A 16,016-nucleotide genomic window follows, 5' to 3' on the forward strand; every position below is an offset into this window, starting at 1 on the left:
AAGTGCGGCAAAAATTCGGGATGAAAGCTTGCTTTCACTGTGCCAGCGCCATCTTCGTATTCCGCTTTAAACATGAGCGGTCGTTTTACGCGCTTCGTACCTTCGCGTGTCTCGATAATCTTTGTTTGCAGCGCGTCTACGGTCTTTTCTAAGTCGCGGTAGGCGATCTTTTTTGAAATACCCGTCGCTTCTGCATACTCAAGCGCCGTGAGCGTTATGTCTATCGTCTGGTAGATGTTTAGCTTCATACCGTTGGGGTTTAGCTTGCTGATCATCAGTTCGACAACGCGCAGTTCTACAAGCTTAAAGGGGTTCTTCGCCCTTGCTAGAAAGTTACTTTTAACAATCCGGTTATCTACCAGTTCATGCCTGATGTCCTGCTCAACTTCTTCATGCCTTTGCGTTGTCGCTTTAAGCATGTTTTTTTCAACGATTTGTTGCGCCGTAAGCTTTTTCATTTTTGCGCCCTCGACCTATGTGAGAAAAGAATACATAAACTTCTCTTTAATGTAAAAGAGAAGTTTATGTATTCTTTTCTCTTTATTACCATCAAAACTTCTCACTTACCATCAAAACTTCTCTTTAATACCATCAAAATTTCTCCTTTAACCATCAAAAAGTGGTTTTTAACTTTGTAACCCATTGATTTTAAAAGGTAAAAAAGCCCTGAAAACAAGAGAAAACAATGAAAATAAGGAAAACCTCGGTTTTTTTGGGCTTTTCAAGCCCGCTAGGAAGCCGCTTTGCGGCTTTAAAGAAAGGGGGAATTCTCCCCCTTTTGAAACCCCCTGCGTTCGCTACGCTCTCTTAGGCTTAGGCTTCGCCTTGCGCTAAAGGCGTGCCTTCGGCACTTCATGGCGCTATCGCGCCCTAGCTTGGCTTTTGAGAGCGCGATTAAGATTATTTTGGGCTTAGGTAGCGGGTGACGCGAAAAAACGTCGTGCGGGGCTTTAAAACCTTTTTGCTACGGCTTCGCCTAACTGGGGCTACGCCCCAGCCCCCTAAAACCCCGACAACTTGTCAAGCTCTGTGACGCGCAATTGGGCTTTTTTCTTGGCTTCGTTAAGGGTTCTTAACTCTTTTTTAGCTTGCGTTACACTGTAATTAAGGGTTTCTAACTCTTTTTTGACTTGCTCTACACGGTCACCTATCTCCTGCTCTGTACTCTTCGCTTCGGCCACCTGCCCTTGCATGCGGTCGAGGTCGGCCTTTATCACGCGCACTTGCGCTTTTTCAGCGGACACTTTTGAGGTATGACGGTAAACCGCCAGCAGAGGTGCGGCGAGGATGAAGAGCGCAAGTGCGATAGCGAGCGCCGATCTCAGAAAGTACGCGACTTCGAAAACGGGGCTTGTCCGGTAGCCAGCCGCATAAGCCTCCACTCCCGCCTCTGCGGCGGCGTAGTCACAGAAAGCGATCGCTAAAATACCGAGATCGTGAAACTTGTTACAGTGTAATAACATCGCCACATCGCGGCTTTTTTGTGCGATTAGACTCTCTGCTTGATCTGCGATCTGCGCCTCAAGCCCTTCTATGTGCTTCTGTAGCGACTTTACATCGTACGGGCACTTATCCCCGCACCCGCTTAAAAAAATCGTTATGGCGGTATATAGAATTGCGATTTTTAGTGCTTTCATGAGCGAACCCCAGCCATTTTTGCGACGGCTTGCGACACTTTGACCGTGACTCCGGTAACTCCCGTATCGTTGATGGCTTTTTTGATCATCCTTTCCAGTGCTGGAGTGGGTACAAGGTAGGCGACTGTATTGACTTCTCCCGCATCAATCGCTTCAGCCGCGGCGTATAGCGCGTCATGCAGTGCCGTGCGTGTCTTTGGTGTCATTTCAACCTCAATGCCAAGCCTGCTTTCGGGGCTCTCAATGACACAGTCAAAAACTTTGCCGCGACTTCCGTCGCGGTACTCCCACTCGCTGGCGTACTTCGTGTAACCCTGACTTTTCATCATAAAAATAGCCGCGGCTTGGGCAGTCAGATCATGGCGCTTTGCGGCGCTGGTAGTGAGCGCACTCGTTTCTGTGAATGGCTTAGTGAATTTGCGTTGTGGCTGAGCCATCGAAAGCTTAAAAAGTCCGTCGGCTTTTAGCACGTATCCCACCCGAGATACATCCGTGGCGAGGGTAAAGCTTCGGATGTACCGCCCGTCCCAGCGACGCAGTGCGGCGCGGATCGCGGCGGCTTCCCCCTCTGTGCCTGAGTTACTTAGTAGGTTTACTAGGATCTGCTGGCTGGCATAGCGCCATCGGTAAAGCCAGTCGAGGATGGCCAAAAGCCGTAGCTCTCCCTTTTTGTTACCATGCGATTCTTTGGAAAGCTCGTGCAAAAAAGCGGGTGGAAAAGTCTTTATCTTCATCTGTGCATCCTTATTTAGGGGTAATCAGGAGGGTGCTCGGGTGCGAGTACCCTTACCTACTAGGTAAAGGAATACCGAAAATTTAAGGCCTTCGACCTACCCGCTAGGGCGGGCAGGCCTGCGCGGTTCGGCTGGACGCCGCTCCTTGCAAAGAGCCTTCAGCCCCGCTAGCGCGGGACTTGCGCAGGTTTCCCTGGACGGGAAAACCCTTGCCCTCCACCTCGCTGGGGCGAGGTTGCGCAGTGTGTACGCTGGACGCTCCCACCCTTTGCCCGCCGTCGTCTGCTGTCGCCGCCCAACCGCCTTTTCCGGACTCGCATGTGCATGCTCGGTCGCTCCGCGACTGCTGTACGCATCCGAAAACGCAGTTGGTCGGCGCCTAGGGCGCGACGGCGGCTGGGGCGTCGCGTGGGCGCTCCTACCTCTCGCACACCCATCGGTCGCGTGGGCGCTCCCTCAGTCACTGCGCGCTGGGGCGCTTGTGGTGCTCACAACTCCGACCGCTAGGGCGGTCTGCGCGCTAGGGCTTGCCAGGCGCACGCTAGGGCGTGCTTGCTTCGCGGCTGGACGCCGCTGCGCGCTGACGCTTGCAAAGCGCCAAGCAGGAGCCAAAGCTTGTTACCGTAAAATCGTTTCCTGAAGGACAATCCGCGCATGCGCGGAAAAAAACCTCAACTATTCCGACACCACATACCAACGACCCCTGATTCAAAGGTCCGAGACCCCCTGTGCCAACTTTTTAATTTCACTCTAAATTCCAAAAAACCCTTTACATATTAAGTTGTAACGATTAGCATAAACCTATGTTACACGGTAATGGATAAGGGGGTTTGACATGAAAGACGAGCACGACACGGTAACGAAAGAATTAAAAATCAAGCCAACGGCAAAAACCAATGCACAGCGCCAGCGCGAATATCGGGAGCGCGCACGCAAAGAGTTGTCACGCATCGATATGCGCATCGACTTTAGCGCAAACCGAGAACTTGAGGATATGGCGAAGTATTACACTGTAACGAAAAAGGAAATGCTTGAAAAGCTAATCAAACAGGCGCATGAAGCTTGGCTTGACGAAATAGGCACGCAGGCTTATGGCGAATGGGTGAGGAAAAAGAATGGGGTTTAATATATGTATTTTATGTGTATAATTAAATTATGAATATAGAATATGATGAGCGAAAAGCTCAAACCAACGTTCAAAAACATGGCGTTTCTTTTGAAGAAGCGCAAACGGCTTTGTATGATCCGTTTGCGCTTGTGTTGGAGGATGGGGAAACGATTGATGAAGAGCGGTTTTTACTTGTCGGTAGAAGTGAAAAAAGCCGTGTTTTGCTTGTCGTTTATGCTTATCGGCAAGAAGATATTATTCGAATTATTTCGGCAAGAAAAGCGACAAATAGGGAGAAGGTGGAATATGAAAAAGGAATATGATTTTAGCAATGCAAAACGGGCAACCGAGGTGCCACATCTAAATAAGTTACGTGCTGAAAGCCAAAAAAAACGCATCACAATCTATCTTGATGAGGATATTGTTTCGGGCTTTAAGTTAAAGGCTTTGGAGGTTGGAACTGGGTATCAAACTGAAATCAATCGAGTGCTTAAACAATATTTGAGATCAGGAGGCGCAAGCTTAGAAGAGGTCGTTAGAATGGCTGTCAGGGAAGAGTTGGCACATGCCAAAAGCTGAGGTGTGATGTATGGCGATGAAAGACGAGCACGACACGGTAACGAAAGAATTAAAAATCAAGCCAACGGCAAAAACCGATGCACAGCGCCAGCGCGAATATCGGGAGCGCGCACGCAAAGAGTTGTCACGCATCGATATGCGCATCGACTTTAGCGCAAACCGAGAACTTGAGGATATGGCGAAGTATTACACTGTAACGAAAAAGGAAATGCTTGAAAAGCTAATCAAACAGGCGCATGAAGCTTGGCTTGACGAAATAGGCACGCAGGCTTATGGCGAATGGGTTAAAAAAAAGAATGGTGTGTAGTTGATTTTTAAGTGTACAATGTTACATGAAACTAATTTTACAGGAGGTAGGTATGGCTGGCGTTACTCAACGTGTTCAAAAACACCGAAGCGAATTGAGAGCCGCAGGTTTTCGACCTGTGCAGATATGGGTTCCTGATACTCGAAGAGAAGCATTTAAAGAAGAATGCAGGAAACAATCCCTTTCTTTGCGGAATGACCCGCAGGAGCGCGAAATTCTCGATTTTATCGAATCCGTTCAGGATTTTTCGGGATGGGAAGCATGAGGGGGGATGTGGTGACCATTGCGCCTGCTGGTGATTATGGAAAGCCACGCCCAGCCGTTGTGATTCAGTCGGACTTGTTCAGTGAACACCCTTCTGTGGTGCTTTTGCCGCTGACGTCTGATATACGCGAGAATGTGTCTAATTTTCGTATTAATCTTGAACCTAATAACGAAAATAAATTGAACAAGGTGTCGCAAATCATGGTGGATAAGCCGTACACGGCGCCGGCTGAGAAAGTTGGAAAAGCTTTTGGGCGTGTCGATGAGCGCACTTTGAGGGAAATTGACAGAGTGTTAACCGTTTTTTTGGGAATTGCTTAATTACAGTGTAAAGAGGTGAGGATGGAGCTAGCGAATCCGTTTAAGAATGTTTTGGCTGAGATGCAGGCCAAAGCCGAAGCAAAACAAGCAAGGAGCAAAACGCTTGAAGCGGAGCAAGAGCCAAAATTTGCTCCTGCTAAGATTGTACAGTTGCCTTTGTGGCCAAACGAAGCGCGGGGCGTGCCTAACGCCGTTTTACGGTCTGCCCTTTTTGGGGCGATTAGGCGAGGTAAACGCGCATATCAGGACGCCGTAATTAAAGCCAGTGTTGATGGCGTGACGGTTGTACATACAGGGCCACAGCTTGACCAAGCAGATTTAGACGTTTGGGAGGAGTGTTTGCAGTTAGCAAAGACGGACGGCTTGGGTGTTGAGATACATTTTTCGGGGCACGGTTTTTTAAAGGCTATCGGCAGAAGTACAGGCAAAAGCCAGCACGACTGGCTTAAATCCGCGCTTAGACGGTTGATGACATCGCTTGTAGAGGTACAAGACGGTAAGCGTGCGTATGCAGGACAGTTAATACACGACTGGTATCGTGACGATGAAACAGGGCATCACGTTATTAAGTTAAACCCACAGGTTGCAAAGCTTTACGGATCGGACGGCTGGACGGCTATCGAAAAGCAAGAAAGGCAAGCGTTAAAAGGCCTGCCCTTGGCGCAATGGTTACACGGCTTTTACAGCACGCATGCAAGCCCTTATCCGTACAAGGTCGAGACCCTGCATAAGCTTTGCGGGAGCGAAACTGGCGAGATGCGCAATTTCAAACAGACGCTTAAAAATGCACTGGAAGCGGTTTGCGAGGCTACAGGCTGGGATTTTGAGATAGATGACCAAAACCTCGTACACCTCAAAAAGCTTGCCATAGGCACGCAAAAAAGACATCTAGCACGCAAGGCTAAAAAGGCACGGCATAGCAAACACTAAAATATACCGTTCTGACGGGTAGGTTATACCGTTCTGACGGGTAGGTTATACCGTTCTGACGGGTAGGTTATACCTAAAAAAAATAGGCCTCTAGCCCTTTATTCATGCGGGTTTCAGCGTTTTGCAAAAAACGTGCTAATCTTCTTTTAATCTTTTAATAATCCACGCGCGAAAAAATCGCGCACTAGGAAGCCGCATCAAAAATAAAAATGATACTTTTAACCGCCAAAATGATACTTTTAACCTTGTAACCTAATGATTTTAAAGGCGAATTCGGCCCTAGAAACAAGGGGAAACAATAGAAATAGGAAAACCTTACGGTTTTGCGCGAAAAATCGCGCACTACGGACTTCTCAAACCCCCAAGGCAAAAAAGCACGGCATAGCACCAGCGCAAGCACGGCATAGCACCAGCGCAAGCACGGCATAGCACCAGCGCAAGCACGGCATAGCACCAGCGCAAGCACGGCATAGCACCAGCGCAAGCACGGCATAGCACCAGCGCAAGCACGGCATAGCACCAGCGCAAGCACGAAAAAAAATAGGCCTCCAGCCCTTTATTCATGCGGGTTTCAGCGTTTTGCAAAAAACGTGCTAATCTTCTTTTAATCTTTTTATAATCCAAGCGCGCGAAAAAATTTCGCACGCTTCGGGCTTTTCAAGCCCGCTAGGAAGCCGCTTTGCGGCTTTAAAGAAAGGGGAACTCTCCCCTTTTGAAACCCCCTGCGTTCGCTACGCTCTCTTAGGCTTAGGCTTCGCCTTGCGCTAAAGGCGTGCCTTCGGCACTTCATGGCGCTATCGCGCCCTAGCTTGGCTTTTGAGAGCGCGATTAAGATTATTTTGGGCTTAGGTAGCGGGTGACGCGAAAAAACGTCGTGCGGGGCTTTAAAACCTTTTTGCTACGGCTTCGCCTAACTGGGGCTACGCCCCAGCCCCCTAAAACCCCGACAACTTGTCAAGCTCTGTGACGCGCAATTGGGCTTTTTTCTTGGCTTCGTTAAGGGTTCTTAACTCTTTTTTAGCTTGCGTTACACTGTAATTAAGGGTTTCTAACTCTTTTTTGACTTGCTCTACACGGTCACCTATCTCCTGCTCTGTACTCTTCGCTTCGGCCACCTGCCCTTGCATGCGGTCGAGGTCGGCCTTTATCACGCGCACTTGCGCTTTTTCAGCGGACACTTTTGAGGTATGACGGTAAACCGCCAGCAGAGGTGCGGCGAGGATGAAGCTTGGCTTGACGAAATAGGCACGCAGGCTTATGGCGAATGGGTTAAAAAAAAGAATGGTGTATAATCGCAGGTCTGGGTATTAGTGAAATAGTGCGCCCAAAAGGCTTTTGGCGGTAGTCGCCGGAAGCAGGAGACCACACCTGTTTTGATGTGGCCTTCAGGAGAAGATTATGAGAGCACTCGCAATGCTAATTCTCATAACCCTTGTGATCTTATTGTACTCACCGCAAGCTTTTTAGCAAGCGTTTGAGCTTTAGGGTTTAACAAGGTGGCGGTCTTTATGGCCGCCCTCCATCTAACTCAAGCTTTTTCTGCTCATCTTTAAAAAACTGATTCATATCTGTTCTCGTTTTAAACTTTTTTATAATGTGGTCTTCAAATCTCATTGTGATAGCATCTAAAACATCAACGCCTTCGAAGCGGAAGTAAAGCAAAATATATTCACCTTGAATATTTTTATAGGCTTTGTACTCTGACCCAATAGGTGATTTTCTCTCCATGTTTGCAATAAGGTTTTCTTCTTCATTTGTCAATTTCCGCTTGTAACCCATTACAACCCCTGTTTAACTCAAATTAAGTTGTTGTTGCTGCTTCTTCACGATTTTGAAGTCTAGTCGGTTAAACGCTCGTCCTTTCTTTTTCATGCCAACCGTTACCGTGTAATCAGTCTTTTCTTCGATTTCAGCGATTGAGTTTTCAATTACACGTCTGACGTTAATAAATCGATAACTTTCGGGTATGCAAAGGCGCTCTCTAAATTCTTCAACGCTCAAAATTAATACAGGCTCTCGTTGTGATTTAACGCTCATGCACATTTCATAAATCCGCCAGGTGTACTCACTTTTGAACTTGAGAACATCTTCAAGAAAATACTGCGTGAACTGCTGTCTTAAATTGATCAAGTGCGGCAAAAATTCGGGATGAAAGCTTGCTTTCACTGTGCCAGCGCCATCTTCGTATTCCGCTTTAAACATGAGCGGTCGTTTTACGCGCTTCGTACCTTCGCGTGTCTCGATAATCTTTGTTTGCAGCGCGTCTACGGTCTTTTCTAAGTCGCGGTAGGCGATCTTTTTTGAAATACCCGTCGCTTCTGCATACTCAAGCGCCGTGAGCGTTATGTCTATCGTCTGGTAGATGTTTAGCTTCATACCGTTGGGGTTTAGCTTGCTGATCATCAGTTCGACAACGCGCAGTTCTACAAGCTTAAAGGGGTTCTTCGCCCTTGCTAGAAAGTTACTTTTAACAATCCGGTTATCTACCAGTTCATGCCTGATGTCCTGCTCAACTTCTTCATGCCTTTGCGTTGTCGCTTTAAGCATGTTTTTTTCAACGATTTGTTGCGCCGTAAGCTTTTTCATTTTTGCGCCCTCGACCTATGTGAGAAAAGAATACATAAACTTCTCTTTAATGTAAAAGAGAAGTTTATGTATTCTTTTCTCTTTATTACCATCAAAACTTCTCACTTACCATCAAAACTTCTCTTTAATACCATCAAAATTTCTCCTTTAACCATCAAAAAGTGGTTTTTAACTTTGTAACCCATTGATTTTAAAAGGTAAAAAAGCCCTGAAAACAAGAGAAAACAATGAAAATAAGGAAAACCTCGGTTTTTTTGGGCTTTTCAAGCCCGCTAGGAAGCCGCTTTGCGGCTTTAAAGAAAGGGGAACTCTCCCCTTTTGAAACCCCCTGCGTTCGCTACGCTCTCTTAGGCTTAGGCTTCGCCTTGCGCTAAAGGCGTGCCTTCGGCACTTCATGGCGCTATCGCGCCCTAGCTTGGCTTTTGAGAGCGCGATTAAGATTATTTTGGGCTTAGGTAGCGGGTGACGCGAAAAAACGTCGTGCGGGGCTTTAAAACCTTTTTGCTACGGCTTCGCCTAACTGGGGCTACGCCCAGCCCCTAAAACCCCGACAACTTGTCAAGCTCTGTGACGCGCAATTGGGCTTTTTTCTTGGCTTCGTTAAGGGTTCTTAACTCTTTTTAGCTTGCGTTACACTGTAATTAAGGGTTTCTAACTCTTTTTTGACTTGCTCTACACGGTCACCTATCTCCTGCTCTGTACTCTTCGCTTCGGCCACCTGCCCTTGCATGCGGTCGAGGTCGGCCTTTATCACGCGCACTTGCGCTTTTTCAGCGGACACTTTTGAGGTATGACGGTAAACCGCCAGCAGAGGTGCGGCGAGGATGAAGAGCGCAAGTGCGATAGCGAGCGCCGATCTCAGAAAGTACGCGACTTCGAAAACGGGGCTTGTCCGGTAGCCAGCCGCATAAGCCTCCACTCCCGCCTCTGCGGCGGCGTAGTCACAGAAAGCGATCGCTAAAATACCGAGATCGTGAAACTTGTTACAGTGTAATAACATCGCCACATCGCGGCTTTTTTGTGCGATTAGACTCTCTGCTTGATCTGCGATCTGCGCCTCAAGCCCTTCTATGTGCTTCTGTAGCGACTTTACATCGTACGGGCACTTATCCCCGCACCCGCTTAAAAAAATCGTTATGGCGGTATATAGAATTGCGATTTTTAGTGCTTTCATGAGCGAACCCCAGCCATTTTTGCGACGGCTTGCGACACTTTGACCGTGACTCCGGTAACTCCCGTATCGTTGATGGCTTTTTTGATCATCCTTTCCAGTGCTGGAGTGGGTACAAGGTAGGCGACTGTATTGACTTCTCCCGCATCAATCGCTTCAGCCGCGGCGTATAGCGCGTCATGCAGTGCCGTGCGTGTCTTTGGTGTCATTTCAACCTCAATGCCAAGCCTGCTTTCGGGGCTCTCAATGACACAGTCAAAAACTTTGCCGCGACTTCCGTCGCGGTACTCCCACTCGCTGGCGTACTTCGTGTAACCCTGACTTTTCATCATAAAAATAGCCGCGGCTTGGGCAGTCAGATCATGGCGCTTTGCGGCGCTGGTAGTGAGCGCACTCGTTTCTGTGAATGGCTTAGTGAATTTGCGTTGTGGCTGAGCCATCGAAAGCTTAAAAAGTCCGTCGGCTTTTAGCACGTATCCCACCCGAGATACATCCGTGGCGAGGGTAAAGCTTCGGATGTACCGCCCGTCCCAGCGACGCAGTGCGGCGCGGATCGCGGCGGCTTCCCCCTCTCTGTGCCTGAGTTACTTAGTAGGTTTACTAGGATCTGCTGGCTGGCATAGCGCCATCGGTAAAGCCAGTCGAGGATGGCCAAAAGCCGTAGCTCTCCCTTTTTGTTACCATGCGATTCTTTGGAAAGCTCGTGCAAAAAAGCGGGTGGAAAAGTCTTTATCTTCATCTGTGCATCCTTATTTAGGGGTAATCAGGAGGGTGCTCGGGTGCGAGTACCCTTACCTACTAGGTAAAGGAATACCGAAAATTTAAGGCCTTCGACCTACCCGCTAGGGCGGGCAGGCCTGCGCGGTTCGGCTGGACGCCGCTCCTTGCAAAGAGCCTTCAGCCCCGCTAGCGCGGGACTTGCGCAGGTTTCCCTGGACGGGAAAACCCTTGCCCTCCACCTCGCTGGGGCGAGGTTGCGCAGTGTGTACGCTGGACGCTCCCACCCTTTGCCCGCCGTCGTCTGCTGTCGCCGCCCAACCGCCTTTTCCGGACTCGCATGTGCATGCTCGGTCGCTCCGCGACTGCTGTACGCATCCGAAAACGCAGTTGGTCGGCGCCTAGGGCGCGACGGCGGCTGGGGCGTCGCGTGGGCGCTCCTACCTCTCGCACACCCATCGGTCGCGTGGGCGCTCCCTCAGTCACTGCGCGCTGGGGCGCTTGTGGTGCTCACAACTCCGACCGCTAGGGCGGTCTGCGCGCTAGGGCTTGCCAGGCGCACGCTAGGGCGTGCTTGCTTCGCGGCTGGACGCCGCTGCGCGCTGACGCTTGCAAAGCGCCAAGCAGGAGCCAAAGCTTGTTACCGTAAAATCGTTTCCTGAAGGACAATCCGCGCATGCGCGGAAAAAAACCTCAACTATTCCGACACCACATACCAACGACCCCTGATTCAAAGGTCCGAGACCCCCTGTGCCAACTTTTTAATTTCACTCTAAATTCCAAAAAACCCTTTACATATTAAGTTGTAACGATTAGCATAAACCTATGTTACACGGTAATGGATAAGGGGGTTTGACATGAAAGACGAGCACGACACGGTAACGAAAGAATTAAAAATCAAGCCAACGGCAAAAACCAATGCACAGCGCCAGCGCGAATATCGGGAGCGCGCACGCAAAGAGTTGTCACGCATCGATATGCGCATCGACTTTAGCGCAAACCGAGAACTTGAGGATATGGCGAAGTATTACACTGTAACGAAAAAGGAAATGCTTGAAAAGCTAATCAAACAGGCGCATGAAGCTTGGCTTGACGAAATAGGCACGCAGGCTTATGGCGAATGGGTGAGGAAAAAGAATGGGGTTTAATATATGTATTTTATGTGTATAATTAAATTATGAATATAGAATATGATGAGCGAAAAGCTCAAACCAACGTTCAAAAACATGGCGTTTCTTTTGAAGAAGCGCAAACGGCTTTGTATGATCCGTTTGCGCTTGTGTTGGAGGATGGGGAAACGATTGATGAAGAGCGGTTTTTACTTGTCGGTAGAAGTGAAAAAAGCCGTGTTTTGCTTGTCGTTTATGCTTATCGGCAAGAAGATATTATTCGAATTATTTCGGCAAGAAAAGCGACAAATAGGGAGAAGGTGGAATATGAAAAAGGAATATGATTTTAGCAATGCAAAACGGGCAACCGAGGTGCCACATCTAAATAAGTTACGTGCTGAAAGCCAAAAAAAACGCATCACAATCTATCTTGATGAGGATATTGTTTCGGGCTTTAAGTTAAAGGCTTTGGAGGTTGGAACTGGGTATCAAACTGAAATCAATCGAGTGCTTAAACAATATTTGAGATCAGGAGGCGCAAGCTTAGAAGAGGTCGTTAGAATGGCTGTCAGGGAAGAGTTGGCACATGCCAAAAGCTGAGGTGTGATGTATGGCGATGAAAGACGAGCACGACACGGTAACGAAAGAATTAAAAATCAAGCCAACGGCAAAAACCAATGCACAGCGCCAGCGCGAATATCGGGAGCGCGCACGCAAAGAGTTGTCACGCATCGATATGCGCATCGACTTTAGCGCAAACCGAGAACTTGAGGATATGGCGAAGTATTACACTGTAACGAAAAAGGAAATGCTTGAAAAGCTAATCAAACAGGCGCATGAAGCTTGGCTTGACGAAATAGGCACGCAGGCTTATGGCGAATGGGTTAAAAAAAAGAATGGTGTGTAGTTGATTTTTAAGTGTACAATGTTACATGAAACTAATTTTACAGGAGGTAGGTATGGCTGGCGTTACTCAACGTGTTCAAAAACACCGAAGCGAATTGAGAGCCGCAGGTTTTCGACCTGTGCAGATATGGGTTCCTGATACTCGAAGAGAAGCATTTAAAGAAGAATGCAGGAAACAATCCCTTTCTTTGCGGAATGACCCGCAGGAGCGCGAAATTCTCGATTTTATCGAATCCGTTCAGGATTTTTCGGGATGGGAAGCATGAGGGGGGATGTGGTGACCATTGCGCCTGCTGGTGATTATGGAAAGCCACGCCCAGCCGTTGTGATTCAGTCGGACTTGTTCAGTGAACACCCTTCTGTGGTGCTTTTGCCGCTGACGTCTGATATACGCGAGAATGTGTCTAATTTTCGTATTAATCTTGAACCTAATAACGAAAATAAATTGAACAAGGTGTCGCAAATCATGGTGGATAAGCCGTACACGGCGCCGGCTGAGAAAGTTGGAAAAGCTTTTGGGCGTGTCGATGAGCGCACTTTGAGGGAAATTGACAGAGTGTTAACCGTTTTTTTGGGAATTGCTTAATTACAGTGTAAAGAGGTGAGGATGGAGCTAGCGAATCCGTTTAAGAATGTTTTGGCTGAGATGCAGGCCAAAGCCGAAGCAAAACAAGCAAGGAGCAAAACGCTTGAAGCGGAGCAAGAGCCAAAATTTGCTCCTGCTAAGATTGTACAGTTGCCTTTGTGGCCAAACGAAGCGCGGGGCGTGCCTAACGCCGTTTTACGGTCTGCCCTTTTTGGGGCGATTAGGCGAGGTAAACGCGCATATCAGGACGCCGTAATTAAAGCCAGTGTTGATGGCGTGACGGTTGTACATACAGGGCCACAGCTTGACCAAGCAGATTTAGACGTTTGGGAGGAGTGTTTGCAGTTAGCAAAGACGGACGGCTTGGGTGTTGAGATACATTTTTCGGGGCACGGTTTTTTAAAGGCTATCGGCAGAAGTACAGGCAAAAGCCAGCACGACTGGCTTAAATCCGCGCTTAGACGGTTGATGACATCGCTTGTAGAGGTACAAGACGGTAAGCGTGCGTATGCAGGACAGTTAATACACGACTGGTATCGTGACGATGAAACAGGGCATCACGTTATTAAGTTAAACCCACAGGTTGCAAAGCTTTACGGATCGGACGGCTGGACGGCTATCGAAAAGCAAGAAAGGCAAGCGTTAAAAGGCCTGCCCTTGGCGCAATGGTTACACGGCTTTTACAGCACGCATGCAAGCCCTTATCCGTACAAGGTCGAGACCCTGCATAAGCTTTGCGGGAGCGAAACTGGCGAGATGCGCAATTTCAAACAGACGCTTAAAAATGCACTGGAAGCGGTTTGCGAGGCTACAGGCTGGGATTTTGAGATAGATGACCAAAACCTCGTACACCTCAAAAAGCTTGCCATAGGCACGCAAAAAAGACATCTAGCACGCAAGGCTAAAAAGGCACGGCATAGCAAACACTAAAATATACCGTTCTGACGGGTAGGTTATACCGTTCTGACGGGTAGGTTATACCGTTCTGACGGGTAGGTTATACCTAAAAAAAATAGGCCTCTAGCCCTTTATTCATGCGGGTTTCAGCGTTTTGCAAAAAACGTGCTAATCTTCTTTTAATCTTTTAATAATCCACGCGCGAAAAAATCGCGCACTAGGAAGCCGCATCAAAAATAAAAATGATACTTTTAACCGCCAAAATGATACTTTTAACCTTGTAACCTAATGATTTTAAAGGCGAATTCGGCCCTAGAAACAAGGGGAAACAATAGAAATAGGAAAACCTTACGGTTTTGCGCGAAAAAATCGCGCACTACGGACTTCTCAAACCCCCAAGGCAAAAAAGCACGGCATAGCACCAGCGCAAGCACGGCATAGCACCAGCGCAAGCACGGCATAGCACCAGCGCAAGCACGGCATAGCACCAGCGCAAGCACGGCATAGCACCAGCGCAAGCACGGCATAGCACCAGCGCAAGCACGGCATAGCACCAGCGCAAGCACGAAAAAAAATAGGCCTCCAGCCCTTTATTCATGCGGGTTTCAGCGTTTTGCAAAAAACGTGCTAATCTTCTTTTAATCTTTTTATAATCCAAGCGCGCGAAAAAATTTCGCACGCTTCGGGCTTTTCAAGCCCGCTAGGAAGCCGCTTTGCGGCTTTAAAGAAAGGGGGAATTCTCCCCCTTTTGAAACCCCCTGCGTTCGCTACGCTCTCTTAGGCTTAGGCTTCGCCTTGCGCTAAAGGCGTGCCTTCGGCACTTCATGGCGCTATCGCGCCCTAGCTTGGCTTTTGAGAGCGCGATTAAGATTATTTTGGGCTTAGGTAGCGGGTGACGCGAAAAAACGTCGTGCGGGGCTTTAAAACCTTTTTGCTACGGCTTCGCCTAACTGGGGCTACGCCCCAGCCCCCTAAAACCCCGACAACTTGTCAAGCTCTGTGACGCGCAATTGGGCTTTTTTCTTGGCTTCGTTAAGGGTTCTTAACTCTTTTTTAGCTTGCGTTACACTGTAATTAAGGGTTTCTAACTCTTTTTTGACTTGCTCTACACGGTCACCTATCTCCTGCTCTGTACTCTTCGCTTCGGCCACCTGCCCTTGCATGCGGTCGAGGTCGGCCTTTATCACGCGCACTTGCGCTTTTTCAGCGGACACTTTTGAGGTATGACGGTAAACCGCCAGCAGAGGTGCGGCGAGGATGAAGCTTGGCTTGACGAAATAGGCACGCAGGCTTATGGCGAATGGGTTAAAAAAAAGAATGGTGTATAATCGCAGGTCTGGGTATTAGTGAAATAGTGCGCCCAAAAGGCTTTTGGCGGTAGTCGCCGGAAGCAGGAGACCACACCTGTTTTGATGTGGCCTTCAGGAGAAGATTATGAGAGCACTCGCAATGCTAATTCTCATAACCCTTGTGATCTTATTGTACTCACCGCAAGCTTTTTAGCAAGCGTTTGAGCTTTAGGGTTTAACAAGGTGGCGGTCTTTATGGCCGCCCTCCATCTAACTCAAGCTTTTTCTGCTCATCTTTAAAAAACTGATTCATATCTGTTCTCGTTTTAAACTTTTTTATAATGTGGTCTTCAAATCTCATTGTGATAGCATCTAAAACATCAACGCCTTCGAAGCGGAAGTAAAGCAAAATATATTCACCTTGAATATTTTTATAGGCTTTGTACTCTGACCCAATAGGTGATTTTCTCTCCATGTTTGCAATAAGGTTTTCTTCTTCATTTGTCAATTTCCGCTTGTAACCCATTACAACCCCTGTTTAACTCAAATTAAGTTGTTGTTGCTGCTTCTTCACGATTTTGAAGTCTAGTCGGTTAAACGCTCGTCCTTTCTTTTTCATGCCAACCGTTACCGTGTAATCAGTCTTTTCTTCGATTTCAGCGATTGAGTTTTCAATTACACGTCTGACGTTAATAAATCGATAACTTTCGGGTATGCAAAGGCGCTCTCTAAATTCTTCAACGCTCAAAATTAATACAGGCTCTCGTTGTGATTTAACGCTCATGCACATTTCATAAATCCGCCAGGTGTACTCACTTTTGAACTTGAGAACATCTTCAAGAAAATACTGCGTGAACTGCTGTCTTAAATTGATC

25 protein-coding genes are annotated in these 16,016 nt (G+C 47.9%); 14 read left to right on the forward strand and 11 right to left on the reverse strand.

Features of this window, described 5'->3' with window-relative positions:
• The 3 genes from P8S55_RS11010 to P8S55_RS11020 all read right to left on the reverse strand — a co-directional run.
• The coding region (locus tag P8S55_RS11010) for a replication initiation protein (RefSeq protein WP_289225336.1) at window positions 1-458 on the reverse strand (458 nt) is incomplete at its 3' end.
• Window positions 459-1,001: 543 nt separating this feature from the next.
• Window positions 1,002-1,637, reverse strand: a complete 636-nt coding sequence (locus tag P8S55_RS11015) for a hypothetical protein (RefSeq protein WP_289225337.1) — start codon at window positions 1,635-1,637, stop codon at window positions 1,002-1,004.
• Window positions 1,634-2,371, reverse strand: a complete 738-nt coding sequence (locus P8S55_RS11020; RefSeq protein ID WP_289225338.1) for a hypothetical protein — start codon at window positions 2,369-2,371, stop codon at window positions 1,634-1,636. Before P8S55_RS11020 ends, P8S55_RS11015 begins: the two co-directional genes overlap by 4 nt.
• Window positions 2,372-3,206: 835 nt before the next feature.
• Between P8S55_RS11020 and P8S55_RS11025 the strand changes: the two genes are divergently transcribed.
• The 7 genes from P8S55_RS11025 to trfA (P8S55_RS11055) are packed head-to-tail and all read left to right on the forward strand — an operon-like array spanning window position 3,207 to window position 5,880.
• Window positions 3,207-3,497, forward strand: a complete 291-nt coding sequence (locus tag P8S55_RS11025) for a RepB family protein (protein ID WP_289225339.1) — start codon at window positions 3,207-3,209, stop codon at window positions 3,495-3,497.
• Between the two features lie 29 nt (window positions 3,498-3,526).
• Entirely contained in the window at window positions 3,527-3,802 is a 276-nt protein-coding gene (locus P8S55_RS11030) for a BrnT family toxin (protein WP_289225340.1), read from the forward strand.
• Window positions 3,786-4,058 (forward strand): BrnA antitoxin family protein, encoded by a 273-nt coding sequence (locus P8S55_RS11035; protein WP_289225341.1) that lies wholly within the window; start codon window positions 3,786-3,788, stop codon window positions 4,056-4,058. Before P8S55_RS11030 ends, P8S55_RS11035 begins: the two co-directional genes overlap by 17 nt.
• A 10-nt stretch (window positions 4,059-4,068) precedes the next feature.
• A complete protein-coding gene (locus tag P8S55_RS11040; RefSeq protein WP_289225342.1) occupies window positions 4,069-4,365 on the forward strand; it encodes a RepB family protein in 297 nt (98 codons plus the stop codon).
• 52 nt (window positions 4,366-4,417) lie between these two features.
• Window positions 4,418-4,630 (forward strand): antitoxin MazE family protein, encoded by a 213-nt coding sequence (locus tag P8S55_RS11045; protein WP_289225343.1) that lies wholly within the window; start codon window positions 4,418-4,420, stop codon window positions 4,628-4,630.
• Window positions 4,618-4,950 (forward strand): type II toxin-antitoxin system PemK/MazF family toxin, encoded by a 333-nt coding sequence (locus P8S55_RS11050; RefSeq protein WP_289225344.1) that lies wholly within the window; start codon window positions 4,618-4,620, stop codon window positions 4,948-4,950. The genes P8S55_RS11045 and P8S55_RS11050 overlap by 13 nt, the downstream gene beginning before the upstream one ends.
• A 21-nt stretch (window positions 4,951-4,971) precedes the next feature.
• Entirely contained in the window at window positions 4,972-5,880 is a 909-nt protein-coding gene (gene trfA / locus P8S55_RS11055; protein ID WP_289225345.1) for a plasmid replication initiator TrfA, read from the forward strand.
• 935 nt (window positions 5,881-6,815) lie between these two features.
• Here the strand turns inward: trfA (P8S55_RS11055) and P8S55_RS11060 are convergent.
• From P8S55_RS11060 to P8S55_RS11080, 5 genes are all read right to left on the reverse strand, one after another.
• On the reverse strand, window positions 6,816-7,031 hold the full coding sequence (locus P8S55_RS11060) for a hypothetical protein (protein WP_289225346.1): 216 nt from the start codon (window positions 7,029-7,031) through the stop codon (window positions 6,816-6,818).
• Window positions 7,032-7,386: 355 nt separating this feature from the next.
• Window positions 7,387-7,641 (reverse strand): hypothetical protein, encoded by a 255-nt coding sequence (locus P8S55_RS11065; RefSeq protein WP_289225347.1) that lies wholly within the window; start codon window positions 7,639-7,641, stop codon window positions 7,387-7,389.
• Window positions 7,642-7,671: 30 nt separating this feature from the next.
• On the reverse strand, window positions 7,672-8,466 hold the full coding sequence (locus P8S55_RS11070) for a replication initiation protein (RefSeq protein ID WP_289225348.1): 795 nt from the start codon (window positions 8,464-8,466) through the stop codon (window positions 7,672-7,674).
• A gap of 610 nt (window positions 8,467-9,076) precedes the next feature.
• Window positions 9,077-9,640 carry a hypothetical protein gene (locus P8S55_RS11075; RefSeq protein WP_289225349.1) on the reverse strand — a complete coding sequence of 188 codons (564 nt, stop codon included), beginning with the start codon at window positions 9,638-9,640 and terminating at the stop codon, window positions 9,077-9,079.
• Entirely contained in the window at window positions 9,637-9,846 is a 210-nt protein-coding gene (locus P8S55_RS11080; protein WP_289225350.1) for a hypothetical protein, read from the reverse strand. Before P8S55_RS11080 ends, P8S55_RS11075 begins: the two co-directional genes overlap by 4 nt.
• 1,365 nt (window positions 9,847-11,211) lie before the next feature.
• Between P8S55_RS11080 and P8S55_RS11085 the strand changes: the two genes are divergently transcribed.
• From P8S55_RS11085 to trfA (P8S55_RS11115), 7 genes are read left to right on the forward strand one after another with little or no spacing between them, the layout of a single operon-like run.
• A complete protein-coding gene (locus P8S55_RS11085) occupies window positions 11,212-11,502 on the forward strand; it encodes a RepB family protein (protein ID WP_289225339.1) in 291 nt (96 codons plus the stop codon).
• Window positions 11,503-11,531: 29 nt separating this feature from the next.
• Window positions 11,532-11,807: a BrnT family toxin gene (locus P8S55_RS11090; RefSeq protein ID WP_289225340.1), complete on the forward strand. Its 276-nt coding sequence runs from the start codon at window positions 11,532-11,534 to the stop codon at window positions 11,805-11,807.
• Window positions 11,791-12,063, forward strand: a complete 273-nt coding sequence (locus P8S55_RS11095) for a BrnA antitoxin family protein (RefSeq protein ID WP_289225341.1) — start codon at window positions 11,791-11,793, stop codon at window positions 12,061-12,063. Before P8S55_RS11090 ends, P8S55_RS11095 begins: the two co-directional genes overlap by 17 nt.
• A 10-nt stretch (window positions 12,064-12,073) precedes the next feature.
• Window positions 12,074-12,370, forward strand: a complete 297-nt coding sequence (locus P8S55_RS11100; protein WP_289225351.1) for a RepB family protein — start codon at window positions 12,074-12,076, stop codon at window positions 12,368-12,370.
• A 52-nt stretch (window positions 12,371-12,422) separates the two neighbouring features.
• Window positions 12,423-12,635: an antitoxin MazE family protein gene (locus P8S55_RS11105; RefSeq protein ID WP_289225343.1), complete on the forward strand. Its 213-nt coding sequence runs from the start codon at window positions 12,423-12,425 to the stop codon at window positions 12,633-12,635.
• Complete coding sequence (locus P8S55_RS11110) at window positions 12,623-12,955, forward strand: type II toxin-antitoxin system PemK/MazF family toxin (RefSeq protein ID WP_289225344.1); 333 nt, start codon at window positions 12,623-12,625, stop codon at window positions 12,953-12,955. The genes P8S55_RS11105 and P8S55_RS11110 overlap by 13 nt, the downstream gene beginning before the upstream one ends.
• 21 nt (window positions 12,956-12,976) lie before the next feature.
• Window positions 12,977-13,885: a plasmid replication initiator TrfA gene (trfA, locus tag P8S55_RS11115; protein ID WP_289225345.1), complete on the forward strand. Its 909-nt coding sequence runs from the start codon at window positions 12,977-12,979 to the stop codon at window positions 13,883-13,885.
• A gap of 938 nt (window positions 13,886-14,823) precedes the next feature.
• Here trfA (P8S55_RS11115) and P8S55_RS11120 read toward each other — a convergent pair.
• The 3 genes from P8S55_RS11120 to P8S55_RS11130 all read right to left on the reverse strand — a co-directional run.
• Window positions 14,824-15,039, reverse strand: a complete 216-nt coding sequence (locus P8S55_RS11120; RefSeq protein WP_289225346.1) for a hypothetical protein — start codon at window positions 15,037-15,039, stop codon at window positions 14,824-14,826.
• Window positions 15,040-15,394: 355 nt separating this feature from the next.
• Window positions 15,395-15,649: a hypothetical protein gene (locus P8S55_RS11125; protein WP_289225347.1), complete on the reverse strand. Its 255-nt coding sequence runs from the start codon at window positions 15,647-15,649 to the stop codon at window positions 15,395-15,397.
• A gap of 30 nt (window positions 15,650-15,679) precedes the next feature.
• A partial coding sequence (locus tag P8S55_RS11130) for a replication initiation protein (RefSeq protein WP_289225352.1) occupies window positions 15,680-16,016 on the reverse strand: 337 nt, incomplete at its 5' end.

Source organism: Thiomicrospira sp. R3, from assembly GCF_029581415.1.
Lineage (GTDB): Bacteria > Pseudomonadota > Gammaproteobacteria > Thiomicrospirales > Thiomicrospiraceae > Thiomicrospira.